Origin of the sequence: Flavobacterium pasteuri (assembly GCF_048286615.1) — a bacterium.
GTDB lineage: Bacteria > Bacteroidota > Bacteroidia > Flavobacteriales > Flavobacteriaceae > Flavobacterium.
Window position 1 is genome coordinate 14,625 of sequence record NZ_JBLVPN010000011.1, and the last position, 21,413, is coordinate 36,037.

Consider the following 21,413-nt stretch of genomic DNA (forward strand, 5'->3'; position numbering starts at 1 on the left):
TTTTTTAAAAAGCTACTTTTAATTTAGTTCTATACATTAACCAAAACAAAAACACATTATCGTCTTCTTTAAAAAAGAAACAGACCATATTAATTTTAAAACAAACCACTACCTATTAATCCTATTCCAAAAATTAATACCCCATTTTATGAAAATAATCAAAGTACAAGCCCTACGCGGTCCTAATATATGGAGCATACAAAGAAAAAAATTAATTCAAATGCGATTGGATTTGGAAGAAATGGAACAGTTTCCAACTAATAAAATTGAAGGATTTAAAGAACGTATTGAAGCTATGTTTCCTACGATGATTGAACATCGTTGTTCTGAGGGCTGTCGCGGTGGATTTTTTTCCAGAGTAGAACGTGGTACCTGGATGGGCCATGTGATAGAACATATTGCTCTTGAAATTCAGTCTTTAGCAGGAATGGAAACTGGATTTGGAAGAACTCGAGAAACTAAAACTCCTGGAACTTATAATGTCGTCTTTAGTTATACCGAAGAAAATGTGGGTCTTTTTGCAGCAGAATCTTCTGTTGCCATTGCAGAAGCTTTAATTGCCGGAACAGATTACGATTTAAATGCCGACTTACAGAAAATGCGGGAAATACGTGAACGTGTACGACTTGGACCAAGTACCGGAAGTATTGTAGAAGAAGCAGTTTCCAGAAATATTCCCTGGATAAGATTAGGAACTAATTCTTTGGTTCAACTAGGATATGGAATCAATCAAATGCGTTTTCAGGCAACAATCACTTGCAAAACAAGCAGTATTGCGGTTGACATTGCCTGCAATAAAGAGCTTACGAAAAAAATGTTGGATATGGCATCAATTCCTGTTGCCAGCGGAAGTATTTGTGTAGACGAAGACGATTTGGCAGAGACCATAAAAAAAATTGGCTATCCTATCGTGTTAAAACCATTGGATGGAAATCACGGAAAAGGTGCTTCAATCAATGTTACTAATTGGGAAGATGCCGTTTCAGGCTTGGCTTTCGCCAAAGAATACAGCAAACGAATCATTGTAGAAAAATTTATTACCGGATTCGACTTTAGAATATTGGTAATTGATAATAAATTAGTTGCCGCTGCAAAACGAGTTCCTGCACATGTAATTGGAAACGGAAAAGATACTATTCAAGAATTAATTGAAACAACAAATCTGGATCCAAGAAGAGGATATGGCCATGAAAATGTACTAACTCAAATTGATGTCGATAGAGATACTGAAGATTTATTAGAAAAACTAGGCTACACATTAGAAACCATTCCTAAAATTGGTGAAATTGTATTCCTAAAATCTACTGCAAACTTAAGCACTGGTGGAACTTCTGTGGATGTTACTGATATGATGCACCCAGAAAATATCTTTCTTGCCGAAAGAATTTCAAGAGTAATTGGACTCGATGTGTGTGGAGTTGATATCATGGCCGAGAATTTAACACAACCGTTAAAAGAAAATGGTGGTGTAATTCTGGAAGTTAATGCAGCTCCAGGGTTTAGAATGCACCTTGCTCCTTCCGAAGGATTACCAAGAAATGTCGCCTCGCCAGTAATTGACATGTTGTATCCTCCGGGGAAATCGTGTCGCATTCCTATAATTGCTGTTACAGGAACCAATGGGAAAACGACCACTACCCGACTATTAGCTCATATTGTAAAAAATAATGGATTCAAAGTAGGATTCACTACATCAGATGGGATTTATATTCAAAATCATATGATGGAAAAAGGCGATACCACCGGACCACTCAGTGCAGAATATGTTTTGAGAGATCCTACGGTAGAATTTGCTGTTCTGGAAACTGCTCGTGGAGGAATCCTTCGTTCAGGTTTAGGTTTTAGCCTTTGTGATATTGGAATCATTACCAATATTCAGGAAGATCATTTGGGTTTAAGTGACATTCATACTTTAGACGATTTGGCCAGAGTAAAAGCTACGGTTGTCAAAAGCATCAAGAAAAATGGTTGGGCAGTTTTGAATGGAGATGACGATCATTGTGTAAAAATAGGTCAAGATTTGAATTGCAATGTCGCTTATTTTAGTTTAAGCGAAGACAGTGATTTTATCAAAAAACTTTGTGCCGAAGGAAAAACAGTTGCCGTATATGAAAACGGATACATTACCATCAAAAAAGGAGAATGGAAAATCCGTATCGAACGTGCCACTCATGTCCCATTAACATTAGGCGGGAAAGCAAAATTCATGATTGCTAATGTGCTTGCTGCCACTTTAGCAAGTTATTTATGGGGATTTAAAACCGAAGATATCAGCTTGTCATTACAAACTTTCATTCCAAGTGCCGCCCAAACACCAGGGCGTATGAACATTTTTGAGTTTAAAAAATTCAAAGTATTGATTGACTTTGCACACAATGCTTCCGGTTATAAAGGTGTCGAAGAATATTTACAAAGTGTTGAAGCTACTAAAAAAATTGGAATTATTGCCGGTGTTGGAGACCGTCGCGACGAAGATATCAAAGAATGTGCTTCGATTGCCGCCCGAATGTTTGACCATATTATCATTCGACAAGAAAAATACCTAAGAGGAAGAACCGAAGATGAAATTATTAATTTAATTCTCGAAGGAATCAAAAATTCTGAAAAAATGGTAACTTATGAGATTATCCCTAAAGAAACCGAAGCTATTAGACATGCCATAAATTGTGCCGAAGAAGGAAGTTTCATCACCGCATTAAGTGACGTTGTTACTAATGCCATCGATATTGTACAAGAATATTTAGACAAAGAAAACGAACATGGTACCGTTTAATTTTTTTCAATAAATGACAAAAGCTACTGTAACAAGTAGCTTTTTTTTTTGATAAATGATGACTGCATTTTATTACATTATAAATATTCAGGAGCTATTTCCTGCTTTCGCCTTTATCTTTGTTCGTTCCTCTCAAAGGATATCGGCTTTATCAGGGCTATAAACCATACCGTTTTAAACAACTATATTCTTAGAAAATTGACATTTCCGTTTTGGTAGTTAATAATTCCAAAGCATTCATCCCTAACTCTGAATTTCCTTTTTCATTAAGTCGAGGACTCCAAGTGGCAACTACAAAATTCTTAGGGTACAAAGCCGCAATTCCTCCTCCAATTCCGCTTTTACCCGGCAATCCCACTTTATAAGTAAACTCGCCTGACTCATCATAGAAACCACAAGTTTGCATCAAAGCATTGAGTCTCTTTACCTGACTTTTCGTTAAAATTGGTATTCCAGCTTTAGTTTTTCCTTCATTGGCAAGAAAGAAAAAGGAATGGGCTAATTCTTTACATGTCATTTCTATAGAACACTGATGAAAATAAAAATCCAGCACTTCGTCAACATCGTTATTTATATTTCCAAAAGATTTTAAAAAATTAGCTAAAGCAGCATTCCTGAAACGAGTATCTTTCTCAGATTGCGCTACTTTTAAATTATACTCAATTGCAGAACTCCCAGAAATCATTCTTATAAAATTCAGAAAATCTTGTTTTGGGTTTTCTAAATGAGTTACAAGCATATCAGCAATAACAATTGCTCCTGCATTGATAAAAGGATTCCGGGGAATTCCTTTTTCATATTCTAATTGTACTAAGGAATTAAAAGCACTTCCTGATGGCTCGACTCCTACTCGTTCCCATATTTTTTCATCCAAAAAAGAAAATGCTAATGCAACTGTCAGTGCTTTAGAAATACTTTGAATAGAAAATTTCTCCACACTATTACCTATTGCAAAGTCCTCGCCGGAAATTGTCGTTAAATGAATTCCAAATTTATCAGGATTTACCTTAGCTAATTCGGGAATGGAAGAAGTAACCTTCCCTAATGTTGGAAGTTTTTCAGATTCATTATATATTTCTTGTAAAATAATTTTGTAATTCATGTAAAGAATTTGATATATTTAAAATGATACGATTACGTTTTCAGTTTTTTCTTTCTAGCTGCAGGAAATAATACATTATTCAAAATCAAACGATATCCCGGCGAATTAGGATGCAAATCCAGAACCGTTGGTGGATCTCCTACTTGGTGCTGAAAATCCTCTGGGTCATGACCACCATAAAATGTGAACATTCCCTTCCCTTTTTGACCATGAATGTAACGTGCTTCACCATTGACCTCACAAGTACCCATCACCAAAATATTCGATTTAATTAAAGGAATATCAAATGCGGTGGTTTGTCCCATGAATCCTTTTACTAATTGAGTATGATTTTGACAAAGCATACTAGGAATTGGATCCCATTTTGCCGAAAATTCCATTAATGTAAAATAATCTTTCTCTTTAGGAACTCTCCGTTTTGAAGTCATATCAATATCTGAAAATTCATATTGTTCTGGTTTTCTTTCTAAAGTAAAATCTTTGAAAGCAAATGAATTGCTGTAATTCATTTTTGATTGGTAATTTCCTTCGCTCGGGTCCCCATCAAACATTGCTTCACAAATATCAACACCATCTCCGGCCAAAGCAATATCAAAACTATCCGTTGCAGAACACATGGCAAACATAAATCCTCCACCTACTACAAAATCCCTGATTTTCTTAGCAACTGCTCCTTTCTCTTGAGATACTTTCTGAAATCCTAATTTATTTGCCAGTGTCTCAGCATCTTTCTTTTGCTCGATATACCAAGGTGCATTTTTATAAGTGCCATAAAATTTGCCATATTGCCCAGTAAAATCCTCATGATGCAAGTGCAACCAATCATACAATAACAATTGTTCACTTAAAACTTCTTCATCATAAATTGGCGTAAAAGGAATTTCAGCATAAGTCAATACCATAGTCACCGCATCATCCCAAGGTTGTTTGCCTTTTGGAGTATAAACAGCAATTTTTGGTGCTTTTTCCAGTACAACTGATTCCATATTTTGGGAAGGACTGGATATTTCGTTTAAGATTGCCAATTCATCTCCATCTGAAATAACCTCAAAACTCACTCCTCTAATTTGGCATTCTTTGCGTATTTCTTCAGCATCAGGCAATAAAAAAGAACCTCCACGATAATTAAGCAACCAACTGGCTTTATAATTTTTATCTAAGCACCAATAGGTGATTCCGTATGCTTTGAGATGATTCTGTTGGCTCGTTTCATCCATTGGCAACAAAATAAAAGAAGCTTTTGCCGTAATTGTCAGCAAAAAAATAAGAATATATAGAAATGGCTTCGACATCGATTTTTAATTTTTATACCTCAAAGATAGAAAGTAAGCAATTCAAATACATGAAATTTAACTAATAAATCAATTCCTAAAATAAGTTTAGAGGTAAAACACGTAAAAATACGAATAGCCAAACAATTTCCTATTCCTAAACTCGCAAATATCCCATAATCAATGAAGATGAAAAATTTAATAATGAATTCAACTAAAAAAATAGACCTTTCAATATTAAGAATATTATAAAAAATGTTGCAATAGGATTTTTAATAATACTTATCATTACCTTCAATGTATTGTGTTATCATCGTATTTTTAATTAATATTCCTAAAAAGCTATAACATAGAATACCAATTATTGTAAAAATTATTACACAACTTTATCTGAAGAGATTCTTTCTGTTGCAAAATCAGGGAAAGATACTATAGCATTGCGAAGACAACTTTTTTATATCAGACAAGCTAAACTTGAACAAAGTTTAAACACGGATGAATTGAAAAAGACTTTTTGGATAAATATATACAATGCTTTTTACCTTATCACTTTAAAAGAAACAAAACTAAGAAAATAAATTTTTTATCTAAAAAAAATCAAAATTGCACGTGCAGTATTTTCATTAAATGATATTGAACATGGTATTTTAAGGAAGTACAAATTTAGAATTGGTTATGGATTTATTACTAATCCATTCTACTCTAATTGTATAAAAACCATAGCTGTATACAAAGTCGATTACAAAATCCATTTTGCAATAAGAAGCCTTGAATTAGAGAAAAAAACTATTGACTGTTTCGATTGTGACGAAATAGAAAAACAACTTACTGAAGTTACCAACGATTTTATTCGTTTGTAAACTGAATTTGACCACGAATCAAAAACAATTAGAGTTTCCGCTTTTTTATTGTCTTATTTAAGGGATTTTGGAGACAAAAAAATTGGAGAATTTATTGAAAAAATTTTTGAAAGAGATTTAAAGGAATATAAACTCCGATTTAAAACCTACAAAAGAACAGAAAAATTACTAAAGGTTTCTTGATGTAAACCTCCCAAAAAAATAACCACTCAATTTAAATAATATTAATTATTCAACAACATCAATTCATTCTTAACGGCATAAACCACTAACCTGCACTATTTCTGGATTCGGTTTTCAACAACAAATTATTTCTATACCCTTGTACTGTTCTTGGACTTATAAAAAGTAGTTCTGCAATTTTCAACGTATTTTTTTTAGCACAAATCAGTTTAAGCACTTCAATATCAGGTGGACTAGGAAAGTTGCTGTCAAAATTACTCTTGGTCTTTTTATTTGTCAATACATCGGCCTGAATGATTTTCATTACATAATCCGTATAATAAAATCCCTTTGAGGCAACTTCATTTATTGTTGTCAATAATTCTTGTGGTGTTGCATTTTTTATTAAATACGAAACAGCTCCTACATCAATCCTATTAGCAGCAAAAGATTTTGAATCATAACTGATTAATGCAATATTTTTTAGTTCCGGAAATTCTTTTCGAATAATCTCAGTTGCTTCAACTCCATTTATTATTGGCATTTTTTAAATTCATAATGATAATATCTGGATGACTATTTTTATTGTTTTGGAGGAAAGAAATTAGTTCATCTCCAATAGAAGCTTCACAAACAATCTCAATATTTGTTTCGCGCCCAAAAAAAAGAGATTCCTTTTCTAAAAAGAATCTCATCATCGACTACTATTAATTGCATAGTTTTACTCATTTCTTAAAAATTAAAAACTACTAAAATTCCTTTATTATAGATGATTCCAAGTTCATCTTACCGTTTAAAAAAGCAATTCTACTTTCTATATATCTCATTCCCAAACTTTTCTTATTTTCGTCGGATTTCATTTCAAAACTAATCCTGTCATCCGTATAAAAAACACCAATCCACTTCATCCTTTTTTTCAAAAATAATCGAGATAATAGATACTTTTCCATAACGCAACGAATTATTCATCAGCTCTTGTAAAATTCTAAATACCAGCAAATGTTTCTCATTGTCTATAATATTAAAGACAGTTTTGATTTCTTTATGGTTTTCAGAAGAGTATCTTGGAATCCGCTTCAATTTTGAAACATATCCATCTGTGAAATGTTGTTTTAAAACTAATTCTACACATTCTAACTTAAAAGCATAATCATATTTTACTTTTTTTCCATAAAAATGCCCCAAATAGTGTATACCTTTTTGGGGCATGTTCATGGATAATTTAGGCTTTTAATGTTTATATTCTAAAAAAATATTAGACTTGTTTAATTTTCTAAAACGGAACGTCGCTATCATCATCTAAATCATTCAAATTACTTCCAAAAGCTTCATTAGCCGATGGGAGGTTTTTAGTGATAAAAGGATTATCGTCTTGATTCATACTTGAAGGTAAATCATCATAACCACCACTAAAATCTTCAAGATTGTCAAATTTTCCTAGATGTCCAATAAACTTCAATCTAACGTTTTCTATACTACCATTACGGTGTTTTGCAATCATTATTTCCGCCTGACCAGTCGTTGGTGAAGCTTCATCATCATCCCACTCATCAATTTTGTAATATTCAGGACGGTATAAAAACGATACAATATCAGCATCTTGCTCAATCGCTCCCGACTCACGTAAATCCGATAATAAAGGTCTTTTACTTGATCCACGCGTTTCTACCGCACGCGACAATTGCGAAAGTGCAATAACCGGAACATTTAATTCCTTAGCCAATGCTTTTAAGTTTCGGGAAATTGTAGAAATCTCCTGCTCTCTATTTCCACCTCCTTTTCCGTTTCCTCCGGCTGTCATCAATTGCAAATAATCGACAATAATAATTCGGATACCATGCTGCGAAACCAAACGTCTTGCTTTAGCCCTTAAATCGAAAATAGACAACGAAGGTGTATCATCAATAAACAAAGGTGCTTTTTCTAAATTTTTAACTTTGGTACTCAGTTGTTCCCATTCGTGTTTTTCCAGTTTCCCGGTACGTAATTTTTCCGACGACAAACCTGTCTCAGAAGAAATCAAACGGGTAATCAACTGAACCGATGCCATCTCCAAAGAAAATAAAGCAACTGGCATCCCAAAATCAATTGCCATATTTCTAGCCATCGATAATACAAATGCGGTCTTACCCATTGCAGGCCTTGCCGCTATAATAATTAAATCACTAGGTTGCCAACCTGAGGTAATCTTATCTAATTTATCAAAACCTGTTGCAACACCACTAAGTCCTTCTTGACCGGCAATTTCCTCGATTCTTTTCTTGGCCTGTAACACTAAACTCTGTGCTGTTTCAGAACTACGTTTTATGTTCCCTTGTGTTACTTCGTATAATTTAGATTCGGCTCTATCCAATAAATCAAAAACATCTGTTGTTTCATCATAGGATTCTTCGATGATTTCTGAAGAGATTCGAATCAAACTACGCTGAATAAATTTTTGTAAAATGATTCTGGAGTGAAATTCTATGTGTGCCGAAGAGGAAATCTTTTGCGTAAGCTGAATTAAATAAAAATCACCACCTGCCAACTCTAATTTTGCATTTTTTTTAAGTTGGGCAGAAACGGTTAATAAGTCAATAGGCTGTGTTTCTGTAAACAGTTGAACGATAGCCTCAAAAATATGTTTGTGAGCATCTTTGTAAAAAGCATCAGGCTGTAAAATGTCAATCACATCATCTACCCCTTTTTTATCAATCATCATGGCACCCAGCACCGCCTCTTCTAAATCGAGAACCTGAGGAGGCAACTTCCCTTTTTCTAAGCTTATAATTGTTGTTTTATCCACCTTTACAGGGTTTATATTTCTGAAGTTTTCCATAGAGCGAAAGTAGCAAAAATTAAAAAATTATTGTCATTGAGTTGTTACAAATAATTGTTCATAAGTAACTATTTTTTGTTTATAACCCAAAAAAATCCGTCTCATCAGTAGACTGCCCCCAGATATTATCTAACTTCTTGGGGCAGTCTACTGACGAGACGGATTAAAGATAAATTTGTAAGATTTTACTCTTTATATTCGCCCATTTTACTGTATTTGTCCATTCTTTGGGCTATTAATTCTTCTGTTGATAAGTCTTTCAATTCATTAAAACCTTTCATGATATATTGCTCTACCGTTTTGAAAGTAGTCTCTTTATCATAGTGTGCTCCACCTAAAGGTTCCGGAATGATATCATCCACTAATTTTTGTTTTTTCATGTCTGCAGAAGTCAATTTTAATGCTTCGGCAGCTTGTTCTTTGTATTCCCAGCTTTTCCATAAAATAGAAGAACACGATTCTGGTGAAATAACAGAATACCAGGTGTTTTCCATCATGTAAACTTTGTCTCCAACTCCTATTCCTAATGCTCCTCCAGAGGCTCCTTCACCAACAATTACTGTGATAATAGGCACTTTTAAACGAATCATTTCAAATATGTTTCTGGCAATAGCTTCACCTTGTCCACGTTCCTCAGCTTCTAATCCTGGATAAGCTCCCGGAGTGTCTATAAGAGTGACCACTGGAATACCAAATTTTTCAGCCATTTTCATCAAGCGCAACGCTTTTCTATACCCTTCAGGGTTTGCCATCCCAAAATTACGAAACTGACGCATTTTAGTATTGATTCCTTTTTGTTGGCCGACAAACATGAATGATTGTCCATTAATTTGCCCTAAACCACCAATCATGGCTTTGTCATCCTTAAATGATCTATCTCCAAAAAGTTCAAGAAATGTACCTTTAGTAAGATTAGTAATATGCTCTAGCACATAAGGTCTATTAGGGTGACGAGATAGTTGGACACGTTGCCAAGCAGTCAAGTTTTTATAAATATGCCTTTTAGTCTCCTCTAACTTTTTGTTGATTTGTTTGCAAGTATTCGTTACATCAACATCCGATTCTTGACCAATAATAAGACATTTGTCTAACTGTTCTTCTAGTTCTTTTATTGGAAGCTCAAAATCTAAATATTCCATAGGATTTTTGCGTTTTTGTTTTTATTTGGAGCCGCAAATATAAAATTTTAAATCGTTCAAAAAGGTAAATTTTATATTTATGTGTAAAAGTTTGCTTCTCAAAACCTTGAGAAAGTTATTCTTGTTTGTCCTTTTTATAGTGTTTTATAACTCCGTTTAGGATTACGGTGATTACAATTATTAGTGCCCCGATGTAAAACTCAAAGCTCATTTTCTCTTTTCCGCCAAGGATAAGATAGGCCAAAACTATCCCGTAAACCGGCTCTAAATTTGTAGTCAGCATTACGGTATACGGTGTCAGTTTCCGCATCACTTTTACCGAAGCTGTAAAGGCATACGCAGTACAAATTGATGCTAAAACCAGAATTAAAACCCAATTATTAGCTGTCAGTATAAAGAAATCAGCCGTGAATTTTTGTTGGAACAAAAAGTAAATCGTAATGAAGAAAACACCTGCCAGAAATTCGTAAAAAGCAATTACGGAAGGTTCGTGTCTTTCAATCAATTTTCCGTTCATTAGCGTAAACAAAACACCTAATATGATCGATGCCAAGGCGTATAGCATCCCATCCAAATAATTAATTTCGACTTTCATAATCAATGCTAAACCAGCAATAATAATAAGACCAAAAAACACTTCGTACCACAATACCTTTCGACCATAAAAAACAGGCTCTAATATTGAAGCGAAAAAAGCTCCCAACGAAAAAACAGATAGTGTAATGGACACATTAGAAACATGGATGGCTTTGAAGAAAAAGATCCAATGCAAGGCAATCAGCAATCCCACAAAAATCAATTTCAAGAAGGATTGTAAAGGAATTTTAAACGATATCTTTTTGAATGCAATAAATAAAGCTAAAAACAGCCCTGCAAAAAACATGCGATACCAAACTAAAGCATCGGCGGTAATGGTGATTAAAGCACCTAAAATAGCCGTAAAACCCCATATAAAAACAATCAAATGAAGGTTTAAGTAACTTTTTAATTTATCGTTTTGCATTACGTAACAAATAAATGGCTAAAATTCCAAAAGCAATGTTAGGCAACCAAACGGCTAACATGGGTGGTATACTCGATTTTTCGGCTAATACGCCAAAGATTTTATCAAAAAACACAAAGGCAAAAGCTAGTGCAATTCCTATCGCTAGATTCGTTCCCATTCCGCCTCTTCGCTTCATCGAAGAAACCGCAACGGCAATAATAGTAAGAATAAATGCCGATACTGGAACGCTATATTTCTTATACAAAACCACCAAATAAACATTGATATTAGAGGATCCTCTTTCTCTTTCTTTTTCAATAAAGGCATTTAATTTCCCTAAACTCAAGGTTTCGGCTATGTAAACCACCGGTGTTAAATCTTCTAAATCAAAAGTAAAAACAGCGTCTTTTTGAGGTGCTTTTTCAATCTTATCATTGAGTTCACCCACCGTTCTTTTAGTATAATCATACATGGTGTAAGTGCTGTCCTTTGGATTCCATTTTATTCTGGTAGCGGTAATTTTATGAACTAATTTCTGGTTTTTAAATTTTTCAAGCGAAAAATTAAAAGCCGTTTTAGACTCTGTATTGAAGCTGTTTACATAGATAAACTCATCATCACTAATTTGTCTATAAACGTCAGTATTATCGCCACGCATCGCTTCTTTGCCGCCACCTTTCAAGTATGTATACCTAAAATTATTGAATCCTTCACTAGCTGCAGGAACCACAAAGAAACCCATCAGCAACACAAAAACAGAAACAATCGAAGCGCCAATTATATAAGGTCTTAAAAAGCGCGTGAATGAAATTCCCGAACTTAAAATAGCGATAATCTCCGTATCATTTGCCAGTTTTGACGTAAACCAAATCACCGATAAAAACAAAAATATTGGAAAAAGGGAATTCGCAAAATAAATAGTAAAGTTATAATAGTACAGTGCAATCTCTAAAAATGGGATTTTATTCTCCAGCATTTTATTGATCTTCTCTGATACGTCAACAACAATTCCTATGGGGATAAACAACAACAGCATCACCACAAATGTGGCTAAATATCTTTTTAGGATGTATTTGTCTATTATTGTAAGCATAAAGGTGTATTCGGTTAATCGTTTATTTGGTTATTCGCTAAAACAGTCAATCGCTTACTCGTTGATTCGATTAAACAAATAACCGAATCAACAAATCCACCAATTTACAATCTTTGGCTCATATTTTTCACCATCATTTCTTTCCAAGGTCTGAAATCGCCCGCTAAGATATGTTTTCTCGCTTCACGAACCAACCACATATAAAAACCAAGATTGTGTATCGTAGCAATTTGTTTTCCCAGGTATTCATTAGCAGCAAAAAGGTGACGTAAATATGCTTTCGTGTATTCTGTATCTACAAACGTGATTCCCATTTCGTCAATTGGAGAGAAATCAGCTTCCCACTTTTTATTTTTGATATTGATCGTACCATTTGCAGTAAACAACATTCCGTTTCTGGCGTTACGCGTAGGCATCACACAGTCAAACATGTCGATTCCAAGGGCAATGTTTTCCAAAATATTTATCGGAGTTCCCACGCCCATCAAGTAACGCGGTTTGTCTTCCGGTAAAATTTCACAAACCACTTCGGTCATCGCGTACATTTCTTCGGCAGGTTCCCCTACTGAAAGTCCACCAATAGCGTTTCCTACTTGATTTGAATTTGCAATATATTCCGCTGATTGTTGGCGTAAATCTTTATAACAACTCCCTTGAACAATTGGGAAAAAAGCTTGATCGTATCCGTATTTTAAAGGCTGCGTGTCTAAATGATTGATGCAACGGTCTAACCAACGATGCGTCATTTTCATGGATCGTTTTGCGTAGTTGTAATCACAAGGATACGGCGTACACTCATCAAAAGCCATGATAATATCAGCACCAATGGTACGTTGAATTTCCATCACATTCTCTGGCGTAAAAAAGTGGTACGAACCGTCAATATGCGATTTGAACTTCACTCCTTCTTCCTTGATTTTTCTGTTGGCCGAAAGTGAATACACTTGGTAGCCACCAGAATCCGTCAAAATATTACGGTCCCAGTTCATGAATTTATGCAAACCACCGGCTTTCTCCAGGATTTCCGTTTGTGGTCGCAAGTATAAGTGGTAGGTGTTTCCCAGTATAATATCTGGGTTAATGTCTTCTTTCAATTCCCGTTGATGTACTCCTTTAACCGAAGCTACTGTACCCACAGGCATAAAAATTGGAGTTTCAATCACCCCGTGATCAGTAGTAATACTTCCCGCTCTGGCTTTGGACTGCGGATCTTTTTTTAATAAATCAAACTTCATAGTAACGTATTTCACCCGATTGTTCGGCTGGCAAAGATAGGTTAATTTGAAATCTACATCAAAAAAATGTTTATCATCCCATAAAGTAAAAAAGTAACCTGAAAGCTCTCGGGATAACCAACTAAAATCATCCCATTTCTATTGAAATAAATATCTAACTAATAAAAGTACTTTTATAATTTGTAAGAAAAATTTAATATATTTGAAAATCAATAAAGCGAAACAAAACTTCGCCAATCTACCCATATTTGGGTGTATTAAAGATGGTTTGTTTCGCCTATATACAAGTTATGCGTCACTTTCGAGCGACAGAAAACCGAAAAATAAATTAAAAATGAAAAAAAGAATAATATTAATTGCAATTTTAATTGTCAGCCAATTAAATTACAGCCAAAAAACGGTAAAAATGGTTACTGAATATGGAGCAAAAAACAGAGAATTAGAAGAAGTGTTAAGTTTTGAAAATATTGGTTTAGAAACTTTGAATTTCGAAAGTTCCGAAATTAAAGGAAAATATTACGAAATAAACATAAAGGAATACAAAAACGGTAAACTTATAAAATCCAAAAGTTTATTTGAAGGTTCTGATTCGGAATATTTCAAAATTGATTCAACTTTTACTTCTTTTAAATTTTTCACGAAAATGGAAAACAACAAATTAAAAACATATTTAAAAGGGAAAAGATTTGGAAGTCGTCAAGAGTATTTTGATTTAGAAGAAGGGAATGGAAAATATGTTTTAAAAGATTTTCAAGGCTCAAAAAAGTTTTTAAACGTTCCTTTGAATGAAGAATTTCCGATTTTAGCAATTATAACTGCAACAAAACATAAAGATGGATCGGGTTCGTATTGTGAAGTTGCTCAATCTGAAATTTCACCAGAAAAATTTGGAGAGAAATTTAACATTCCACATTATTTTATAATATCAATGCAATTTAAATAAAAAAGCGAACACACAACAGATAAGGTTTCGTTGCGTGCGCAGCACGAACAATGAAACCTATGTTGAACGGAACCGGTCACTGGCAGGAACTATGGAGTTGTCGTAAAGTTTAGAGAGAGAATTTCAAGAGGCAAGTGAGCCTCTTTTTTTGTGCGGTAATATCAAGATGGTTTTTACGTGTTTTCCTTTGCCGAAGTTTCGGGATTAGGCACACATGCCCTTACCCACAAAATTAGCTTTTATAGGGAATAGTGTTTTGGCCACCGCCAAGATACCAAGCAGGTGGACCACGCTGGTCAAAAACCGCTATCCGATGTAGATTGCCCGTTTTACAACACGGACATTTAGGCAAAAAAGGCTTTTTCTCTGCTTTTTCCAAAACTTTTACCTTGAGTTTTTCCTGCAAAAGCTTTAGCTTTTGCCGTTTCCAGTTACTGCTCAAAAAACCATAATGTCGTATTTTTACAAAACGTTTGGGCAAAATATGCAACGCAAAAAGCCGAATAAATTCCTGATGCGTCAGTGTCATCTTCTTTTTTGCACCTGCTACTCGGTAATCTTTGTAATCAAAAGTCACATTTTGAGCATCAATACTTTTAATTCTGTTGTTGCTGATGGCTATTTTGTGGGTATATGTCCTAGATACTCCACCACCGACTTTGTATTTCCAAAAGGTTTCTTAACAAAAACAACCCACGGTTTTCTCTATAAATCCTGCCTGATTTGGTCATACCGTTTTCGTTACTTTTTCCTTGTTCAGGCTGTGCTACAATGGTAGTGATGTTGGCTTGTTTGCAGATTTCTATTTGTTTGCCATTGTGATATCCTTTGTCCACCAGTGCGGTATAGATTTCTATACCTAGATTTTCTTGCGCTTCTATGGCAATGGCTGACAAGGCACTGCGGTCATTCTTGTTGATCGTGTGAATAGCTACAACAAGATTGTGTTTGGCATCGACTGTAGCCTGAATATTGAACGAAATCTCAATCACTTGCCCCTGAACTAGCATGGCTCTGGCATCGCTATCGGTAGTACCTATTTGTGGCTCGCCACTAGCTTTTAGTTTTTCTTCTAGTTGCTCATAACGCAATTTGTTTCCTTTCAAGCGCTCTATCTTTTGTTGGATATTTTGGATTATAGCGGGGTTATCTTTGCCATCATTTTCTTCCAAGGTATCCAAGTATTCTTGGGTCTTAGCTTCAATATAAGCTGAGTGTTTGTCGATTTTCTTTTGGTTGAAATTGGCTTTCTTACTATTGTGCGCGCGACTTTTGGTACCATCGATAGCAATGGTTTCGCAACCTATCAAATCGGCATCTTTTAAAAAAAGAACAAATAGTTTGAATAGCTTTTTCAAGGCAAGAGGATTGTCTTTTCTAAAATCTGTGATGCTGTGGTAATTGGGACGAATGTCTTCTAAAAGCCATTGCATTTCGATGTTTCTAATACATTCCTTTTCTAGATCTCGAGCACTTCTAACTCCATTGAGATACCCGTATAAATAGATCCTTAGAAACACTTTACTGTTAAAACTCGGACGACCTTCGGCTTTAAGCGTTTTTACAGCAAAATCGAGTTTAGAGAGGCCAATATATTCGACAAAGGCATCTATAAATCGCACCTGGTTATCGGAAGTTATAGCGTCTTCTAAACTAGAAATACGCAGTTGTTGACGGGAAATTCCTGTGATGTGTTGCATGCTTAAAAATACGAAAAATCTTCTTTTTATAACAGTTTTTTGTTATATTTGAGAATAAATACAACGGAGGTTTTTTCACAGACTGACGTTAGCAGATAGTTTCTCCGAAAAAACGAAAATGAAATTTAATAAATGAAATTCTACATAATATATCTTTTTTGTTTCTTCAGTTTTTTGGGAATTGCTCAAAGTAGTTTTCAAAATGATAGCGTTCCATACAACCAAATAAATTTATTAAATTCAGAATACAAAGATTTTGTTTCTTTAAAAAATAAGATATATGCTATTTCACAAAATAATGATTTAATAGAATTTGATATAAAAAAAGTTGGTTTCAAATTAATTAAAAATAATATTACTGCAATAGCAAAAAAATCAAATGATGAATTAGTATTTGGAAGTAAAGATGGAAAAATATTTACACTAAACAAAAAACAAAAGGTTAAACAGATTGAGAAAATTGATGCAGAAATATTTTCAATATTAATAAATTCAAAAGATGAATATGTAATTTATTCTAACAAATCTATTTATTACAATAGAAAAGATTATATACCAAAAAAAGAAACCAACTTTTATGGAAAAGTAAGAGCAAAATATACTGGAAAACAATTAATAGAGCCTGATTACATTTATCTAGATAGAATGAATTTTATATGGTTTGCTTATGATGAGGGTGAATGGGGCGGAAATGTATGCTATTTTGATTTGAATAAAAAAGAATTTATCTATGATGATTGGTTGAGACTTGATGATGAAGTTAAATATAAAGATAGAAATGAATATTTCATAAAATTAAAGGAAAAATTCCAGGAAAAAATTAAAGTAACAGAAAAAGATACTATCTACAAATACCCATATAACTTAAGTATTTCAAGTGTTACTAAAGGAGTAGCTTATGATAAAATGAATAATTTATACATATCATCAAGTGGTGGTTATAATTTATACTATCAAAACACTAAAGGATTTAATTATTTTGTTGATGGAACGTTAGTTAAGATTTCAGAGAAAGAAAAAGATTATTTTAAATCTTGTTTTGATGAAAAATTTCTAATAAAAGAAAAATATAAAGAAGCATTTGGCGAAAGTCAATTCAGTGAATTAAAAAACAAAAAAGATTTAAGGGAATTAAGAGAAAGTATTCTTACTGAAAATGAAATTGATGTTTTAGGTCCAATTGCCTTTAATAGATTTGACAATAAAATCTATATGTATAGTTCAAAAGGATTTTTTATGTTAAATAATTTAGATTGCAATTTTACAAAAGAATTTATTTTTAAACCAAATGTGATTTGTAAAGTTCAATATGAAACTGATCATTGTATTCATCGAAATATGGTTAAATTTGAATTTATAAATGAAAAAGAAATAATCTTTTTAACCAAAAATAATGGTATTGGATATTATAACGGAGAAAGTATTAAGTACTTTAGATAACCCAAATAATAAAACCATCTGTTAACAGCTAGAGATTGGTTGCGTGCGCAGCACGAACAATGAAACTCCTGTTGAACGGAACCGTTCACTGGAGGGAACTATGGAGTTATCGTAAAGTTTTAAAGGAGAATATCAAGAGGATTTAGTATCCTCTTTTTTTGTATTTTTCTGCAATATTTAATAACCTTTTTTTTTAAAATGACACTAACCTTTTTTGCAACACAAGCAGCATTTAGAGCATGGTTAGAAAAGCACCACAAAAAGGAAACGGAACTTATCATTGGTTTCTATAAAGTGAGTAGCTGCAAACCTTCCATGACTTGGTCGCAATCCGTGGATCAAGCACTTTGCTTTGGTTGGATTGACGGTGTACGAAGATCAATTGATGCTGAAAGTTACAGCATTCGTTTTACGCCACGAAGAAGCAGCAGTATTTGGAGTGCCATCAACATCCAGAAAGTTGAGGAACTCACAAAAGCCGGACTAATGACTCTTGAAGGACAAAAAGCATTTGATTTACGCACAGAAAGCAAATCCAGAATTTATTCTCACGAAAAAGAACCTGCTATTCTTGATCCAAATTATGAAAGTCAATTTAGAATGAATCCCATAGCATGGGACTTTTTTAATACACAAGCACCTTCCTATAAAAAGGTAATGATACATTGGATAATGAATGCAAAACAGGAAAAAACCAAAATATCACGACTTGAAAAAACAATACAAATCAGTGAACAACAAAAACGAATGCTATAAAAGTGAAATACTTACTAATTAAATAACCAAAATGTTTCAATTCAATCGCAACTATTTTATCCTTACAATTTTAATTTTTATCATAGAAACTGCCATTGCTTTGTATCTTCATGACAACTTTGTTAGACCCTATTTTGGAGACTTTTTAGTAGTTATTCTACTCTATTGTTTCCTGAAATCGTTTCTAAACATATCGGTTTGGCTTGGTGCAGGTTTTGTGTTGCTCTTTTCATTTGCTATCGAAACCGCACAGTATTTTAATATGGTTGAAAAACTAGGATTACAGCATTACAAAATTGCTAAAATTGTTCTTGGAAATTCTTTCGCCTGGATGGATTTGCTTGCCTACGTGCTTGGAATTTTGGCCGTAATTAGCATTGAAAAATTCACTTTAAAACAAGAGAATAAAAAACAATAAGAGCTTCGGGCTATCGCTAAAATAAGCTATTCCATACAGCAAATTCTTGCAAAAATATCTTACGTTTGTAATAACACAATACTAAAAACTTTAAATTATGATTCAAAAAATGTTCTCCCCAACTTCTTGGTCCGCTAATGCAACAGATTGGGCTTCGCTTATTTTACGATTAACACTAGGTTTGTTGATGTTGAGTCATGGCATTCCTAAACTAATGAAGTTATTGAATGGTACAATGGAATTTGGTGACCCAATAGGCATTGGGGTTCCGGCATCATTGACTTTAACAGTTTTTGCCGAGGTTTTATGCTCCCTATTAATCGTAATAGGATTATGGACCAGATTGGCATTGATTCCGCTTATTATTACAATGGCGGTTGCTGTGTTTATTGTTCATATCAATGATGATCTGGGAACTATGGAATCTGCATTAATGTATTTACTGTGCTATGTTGCGCTATTTTTATTAGGTAGCGGCACGTATTCAATGGATGCAGTTCTGAAAAGAAAAGCCCTTTAAAAAATCATTTTATATAAGTTTAATCATATACGCTTACTTGAAAATTGCTAACATCCTATTCTTTTACTCTTTCTAAAATGAACTGACCTTCACAGGATTTTACTAAAACCTTAAAAAAACATAATGGAAACAATTATGGTAAAGAAAATTTTACTTACAATCCTTTTCAGTTTATTATTTGCTACTGGATATTCCCAAAAAATGAACGTTGCAAAACTAGATAGCTTATTTCAAATTCTTGAAGCAAAAGATAAGTTTATGGGAAGTATAGCTGTTTCACAAAATGGAACACTTATTTACTCAAAATCCATAGGAAAAGAAGATGTTGAAACGAATAAAAAAGCTACCAATTTATCCAAATATCGCATTGGCTCCATTTCAAAAATGTACACATCAATATTAATATTCAAAGCGATTGAAGAGAAAAAATTATCCCTAAATCAAACGATAGCTATCTACTTCCCTACAATCGAAAATGCAACCAAAATAACGATTGGAAATCTTTTAAATCACAGAAGCGGCATTCATAATTTTACCAATGATCCTGAATACTTTAAGTACAATACCGAACCGAAATCCGAAGAGCAAATGATTGAAATCATTACTAAAGGGAAAAGTGATTTTGAACCAAACAGCAAAGCAAATTACAGCAATTCAAATTATGTTTTATTGAGTTATATTCTTCAAAAAACATACAAAAAAACATTTGCAGACATTCTTAAAGATAAAATTACAAAACCATTAGGCTTAAAAAACACTTACGTAGGAGATAAAATAAGCGTTCAAAACAATGAATCTAATTCTTATAGATTTTCAGAAAAATGGATAAAAGAAACCGAAACGGATATGTCAATCCCAATGGGCGCTGGTTCAATTGTTTCTAATCCAACTGATTTGACCATTTTTATTGATCATTTATTCGCGAATAAAATAATAAACGAAAGCAGCTTAAAACAAATGATCACTTTACAAGACAACTACGGCATGGGGATTTTCCAAATTCCGTTTTATGATAAAAAAGGATTTGGTCATACTGGAGGAATTGATGAATTTAGATCCGTATTGTATTATTTTACAGAGGACAAGATTGCCGTTGCATTAACATCAAACGGAAAAACATACGACAATAATGACATAATTATTGCAGCTTTAAGCAGTTACTTCAACAAGCCGTTTGTAATTCCTACTTTTAAAAATTTTGAACTCAAAACCGAAGACTTAGATCCCTATTTAGGAGAATATTCAGATGCTGGGTTTCCTATGAAGATTACGATTACAAAAGATAATTTAAAACTTTTTGCACAAGCAACAGGACAATCAGCTTTTCCGCTTGAAGCTACTGAAAAAGATAAATTTGAATTTTTAGCCGCTGGAATAAAACTAGAATTTAAGCCCAATGAAAAACAAATGATTTTAAAGCAAGGTGGTGGAGCATTCAAATTGACAAAAAAATAAGAAATTAAAAATGGAAAATTTAAGACCCAACGGACAAAGAGCAAAAATTGCTATTATGCTACTATGGATTGTGCTTACCGTCGAAATAATTTCACTCCTTTCTGATTATTTACAATATGACTTATTGCAAACAGTGGCAAATGGCGGACAAATCACAACTGAATCAGCCACAGATAATGATTTGAGACAAAAAATTATAGCCATGATTTATTTGGCCGTATATGTAATTTCTGGAATTACTTTTATACAATGGTTTAGGAGGGCTTATTACAATCTTCATTTAAAGGCAGAAACTTTATCCTTCACCGAAGGATGGGCTGCCGGTTGCTGGTTTGTACCAATTATATCGCTTTATAGACCCAACCAAATCATGAAAGAGTTGTATCAGGAAACACAACGTTTACTTTCAAAAAACGATAAAAATTATGAGCCAAATCTAACAACACATTTCATTGGATGGTGGTGGGCATTATGGATTATTTCTTCATTTTTAGGCCAATTCATTTTTAGATATTCCATGAAGGCGGAGACACTTGAAGAGCTTACTACGACTACAATTGCCAGTATTGTTGCTTCAATAATTGGTATTCCTCTAGCCATAATTACTGTAAAAGTAATTAAGGATTATTCTGAAGTTGAACACTTACTTTATGAATTGAAGGATGAGGAAGAAGAAGTGAAAATCATACCTGATACTGACTTACAACCATTAGAAAATTAGTTCTCACATAAAATCCCAAATA

At 33.6% G+C, this 21,413-nt stretch carries 18 protein-coding genes and 2 pseudogenes; 9 read left to right on the top strand and 11 right to left on the bottom strand.

All coding sequences use genetic code 11. From position 1 onward, the window contains the following. The first annotated feature begins 148 nt into the window (after positions 1 to 148). Positions 149 to 2,773, top strand: coding sequence for a cyanophycin synthetase (cphA, locus tag ACNQF6_RS14580; protein WP_417966641.1), 2,625 nt, complete (start codon positions 149 to 151; stop codon positions 2,771 to 2,773). A 190-nt stretch (positions 2,774 to 2,963) separates the two neighbouring features. Here cphA and ACNQF6_RS14585 read toward each other — a convergent pair whose 3' ends face one another. Both ACNQF6_RS14585 and ACNQF6_RS14590 read right to left on the bottom strand, forming a co-directional pair. Further along, positions 2,964 to 3,875: a glutaminase gene (locus tag ACNQF6_RS14585; protein WP_417966642.1), complete on the bottom strand. Its 912-nt coding sequence runs from the start codon at positions 3,873 to 3,875 to the stop codon at positions 2,964 to 2,966. A gap of 32 nt (positions 3,876 to 3,907) precedes the next feature. After that, entirely contained in the window at positions 3,908 to 5,167 is a 1,260-nt protein-coding gene (locus ACNQF6_RS14590) for an asparagine synthetase B (protein ID WP_417966643.1), read from the bottom strand. Between the two features lie 581 nt (positions 5,168 to 5,748). Between ACNQF6_RS14590 and ACNQF6_RS14595 the strand changes: the two genes are divergently transcribed. Then, complete coding sequence (locus ACNQF6_RS14595; protein ID WP_417966812.1) at positions 5,749 to 6,006, top strand: DUF547 domain-containing protein; 258 nt, start codon at positions 5,749 to 5,751, stop codon at positions 6,004 to 6,006. A gap of 268 nt (positions 6,007 to 6,274) precedes the next feature. Here the strand turns inward: ACNQF6_RS14595 and ACNQF6_RS14600 are convergent, their stop codons facing one another. The 7 genes from ACNQF6_RS14600 to tgt all read right to left on the bottom strand — a co-directional run bounded on the left by ACNQF6_RS14600 (position 6,275) and on the right by tgt (position 13,438). After that, positions 6,275 to 6,712 (bottom strand): LuxR C-terminal-related transcriptional regulator, encoded by a 438-nt coding sequence (locus ACNQF6_RS14600; protein ID WP_417966645.1) that lies wholly within the window; start codon positions 6,710 to 6,712, stop codon positions 6,275 to 6,277. A gap of 332 nt (positions 6,713 to 7,044) precedes the next feature. Continuing rightward, entirely contained in the window at positions 7,045 to 7,377 is a 333-nt protein-coding gene (locus ACNQF6_RS14605) for a hypothetical protein (RefSeq protein ID WP_417966646.1), read from the bottom strand. Positions 7,378 to 7,441: 64 nt separating this feature from the next. Beyond that, entirely contained in the window at positions 7,442 to 8,986 is a 1,545-nt protein-coding gene (dnaB, locus tag ACNQF6_RS14610) for a replicative DNA helicase (RefSeq protein ID WP_114752849.1), read from the bottom strand. A gap of 185 nt (positions 8,987 to 9,171) precedes the next feature. Further along, positions 9,172 to 10,125, bottom strand: coding sequence for an acetyl-CoA carboxylase carboxyltransferase subunit alpha (locus tag ACNQF6_RS14615; protein ID WP_315211696.1), 954 nt, complete (start codon positions 10,123 to 10,125; stop codon positions 9,172 to 9,174). 115 nt (positions 10,126 to 10,240) lie between these two features. Then, entirely contained in the window at positions 10,241 to 11,128 is an 888-nt protein-coding gene (locus ACNQF6_RS14620; protein ID WP_417966648.1) for a DMT family transporter, read from the bottom strand. Continuing rightward, complete coding sequence (locus tag ACNQF6_RS14625) at positions 11,115 to 12,203, bottom strand: LptF/LptG family permease (protein ID WP_417966650.1); 1,089 nt, start codon at positions 12,201 to 12,203, stop codon at positions 11,115 to 11,117. Before ACNQF6_RS14625 ends, ACNQF6_RS14620 begins: the two co-directional genes overlap by 14 nt. Before the next feature lie 104 nt (positions 12,204 to 12,307). Beyond that, positions 12,308 to 13,438: a tRNA guanosine(34) transglycosylase Tgt gene (tgt, locus tag ACNQF6_RS14630; protein ID WP_417966651.1), complete on the bottom strand. Its 1,131-nt coding sequence runs from the start codon at positions 13,436 to 13,438 to the stop codon at positions 12,308 to 12,310. A gap of 334 nt (positions 13,439 to 13,772) precedes the next feature. Here tgt and ACNQF6_RS14635 point away from each other — a divergent pair, with 334 nt between their 5' ends. After that, entirely contained in the window at positions 13,773 to 14,381 is a 609-nt protein-coding gene (locus ACNQF6_RS14635; RefSeq protein ID WP_417966653.1) for a hypothetical protein, read from the top strand. 232 nt (positions 14,382 to 14,613) lie between these two features. Here the strand turns inward: ACNQF6_RS14635 and ACNQF6_RS14640 are convergent. After that, positions 14,614 to 15,119: pseudogene (locus tag ACNQF6_RS14640) on the bottom strand (IS91 family transposase); the annotation flags it as partial. Between the two features lie 647 nt (positions 15,120 to 15,766). Beyond that, positions 15,767 to 16,081: pseudogene (locus ACNQF6_RS14645) on the bottom strand (transposase); the annotation flags it as partial. 132 nt (positions 16,082 to 16,213) lie between these two features. On the opposite strand from ACNQF6_RS14645, the gene ACNQF6_RS14650 reads away from it, so the two are divergent. From ACNQF6_RS14650 to ACNQF6_RS14675, 6 genes are all read left to right on the top strand, one after another. Further along, positions 16,214 to 17,521 (top strand): hypothetical protein, encoded by a 1,308-nt coding sequence (locus ACNQF6_RS14650; protein ID WP_417966655.1) that lies wholly within the window; start codon positions 16,214 to 16,216, stop codon positions 17,519 to 17,521. 198 nt (positions 17,522 to 17,719) lie between these two features. Further along, the gene (locus tag ACNQF6_RS14655; protein WP_417966657.1) at positions 17,720 to 18,277 is read left to right on the top strand and encodes a YdeI/OmpD-associated family protein; all 558 of its coding nucleotides are present in this window, start codon (positions 17,720 to 17,722) and stop codon (positions 18,275 to 18,277) included. Positions 18,278 to 18,308: 31 nt separating this feature from the next. Beyond that, positions 18,309 to 18,695: a ribosomal maturation YjgA family protein gene (locus tag ACNQF6_RS14660; protein ID WP_417966659.1), complete on the top strand. Its 387-nt coding sequence runs from the start codon at positions 18,309 to 18,311 to the stop codon at positions 18,693 to 18,695. A gap of 97 nt (positions 18,696 to 18,792) precedes the next feature. Then, entirely contained in the window at positions 18,793 to 19,215 is a 423-nt protein-coding gene (locus ACNQF6_RS14665; protein ID WP_417966660.1) for a DoxX family protein, read from the top strand. Between the two features lie 123 nt (positions 19,216 to 19,338). Then, positions 19,339 to 20,670, top strand: a complete 1,332-nt coding sequence (locus ACNQF6_RS14670; RefSeq protein ID WP_417966661.1) for a serine hydrolase domain-containing protein — start codon at positions 19,339 to 19,341, stop codon at positions 20,668 to 20,670. A 10-nt stretch (positions 20,671 to 20,680) separates the two neighbouring features. Next, positions 20,681 to 21,391, top strand: coding sequence for a DUF4328 domain-containing protein (locus tag ACNQF6_RS14675; RefSeq protein WP_417966663.1), 711 nt, complete (start codon positions 20,681 to 20,683; stop codon positions 21,389 to 21,391). The last annotated feature ends 22 nt before the right edge of the window (positions 21,392 to 21,413 follow it).